Origin of the sequence: Aeribacillus composti (assembly GCF_007827555.1) — a bacterium.
Lineage (GTDB): Bacteria > Bacillota > Bacilli > Bacillales > Aeribacillaceae > Aeribacillus > Aeribacillus composti.
Genome location: NZ_VISS01000074.1, coordinates 1 through 1,402, shown reverse-complemented (window position 1 = coordinate 1,402; position 1,402 = coordinate 1). Strand labels below are relative to the sequence as shown.

The 1,402-nt window shown below is 36.2% G+C and carries 1 protein-coding gene; it reads left to right on the top strand.

Going from position 1 to position 1,402, the window contains the following annotated elements; translation table 11 throughout:
• The first annotated feature begins 140 nt into the window (after positions 1–140).
• Positions 141–1,256 carry an IS4 family transposase gene (locus FB379_RS18300; RefSeq protein WP_144598583.1) on the top strand — a complete coding sequence of 372 codons (1,116 nt, stop codon included), beginning with the start codon at positions 141–143 and terminating at the stop codon, positions 1,254–1,256.
• Positions 1,257–1,402 lie beyond the last annotated feature (146 nt).

Sequence of the window (1,402 nt, the reverse complement as noted above, 5' to 3'; positions counted from 1 at the left end):
CACTAGCATTGCAGTAATTAAATCTGATGATTCAAAATACTAAGAATGTTCAATTTTTTATTGATTTCAAAACAAAAAAATCCTTTACAATGGAAGTACAGGTGGTTCCTGTCCAAATCCAATCGTAAAGGATAACCGTTATGGACAAGAATACACTAATTTCATCATTTGGTAAATGGGTTTCACCCATAAATATTCAAAAACTTAGCGAACAAGTCAAAGAATTGAAACAGGACTATTACACAAAAAAGCTGACAACAGAAGCCTATATTAAACTTTTATTGGTAGCCCAGCTGCTCGAATTTACGAGCTTAGAGGAAATGAGTGATTCACTTGTAGACGAAGATCTTCAAAAAGCACTCGGATTTGAATCGATAAGTGCCTCTCAGCTATCCCGAAAAAACAATCAGATCAACCCACTAATTCTTGCAAATTTGTTCTTGGATCTTGTTTGGAAAATTCAACGGTACCATTATAAAAACGGAAAGAATATGCCACTGAAAATCATTGATTCAAGTACACTCCCGTTGAATTTGACCAATTATAAATGGGCAAAATTCCGTAAAACAAAAGCTGGTGTAAAGCTACACTTACGGCTCGTTTTCATGGATAAAGACACCGTCTATCCTGAAAAAGCAGTGATTACGACAGCAAAAGAACATGACCGAAATCAACTCGAAGTCCTAGTGGATGATAAAGAAGCCATGTATGTGTTTGACCGCGGTTATGTGGACTATGAACGTTTTGACCGGATGACAGATGATGGCTATTTCTTCGTTTCAAGACTGAAGAAAAACGCAGTCATTCGTGAAGTCTATACATTTTCACTTCCTGATGATTGTCACGTTCTATCCGATAAAATGGTCTACATTGGTACCACACAAAATCGTACTGAAAATGTCTATCGTCTACTAGAAGTTATGGACACAAAAGGGAACTTACTTCGTTTAATCACCAACCGATTTGATTTAAAACCAGAAGAGATAAGTGATATTTACCGATCTCGCTGGGCTATTGAACTCTTTTTCAAATGGCTCAAGCAACACGTAGAAATTAAGCACTTTTATGGAATGAGTGAAACAGCTATTCAAAATCAAATTTTCTTAGCCCTTATCACGTATTGCTTACATGTTCTCATTCAATTGGAGATGAAAAGTAAGAAATCCCTACTTCGAATTACTCGTTGGTTAAAGAGAGCTCTGTGGAAACCAGCTTATGTTTGGTTGCGAAAATTTGATGGGCGAGCCAGTCCATAATCTCCCTTTTGTCGTTGTCGCTCTGATTTAACTGTATATATTTACCAAATGGGCAGTGCCACCTTTCTTTAGGTTTTGTCTTTTTGGCACAAATTCACAAAAATTAATTAACAGAAAATTCTAACTATATTTATGCAATGCTAATG

What these genes read in the sequence shown, in the direction of transcription:
- FB379_RS18300 (WP_144598583.1), top strand. Translation starts at nt 141, where the DNA reads ATGGACAAGAATACACTAATTTCATCATTTGGTAAATGGGTTTCACCC.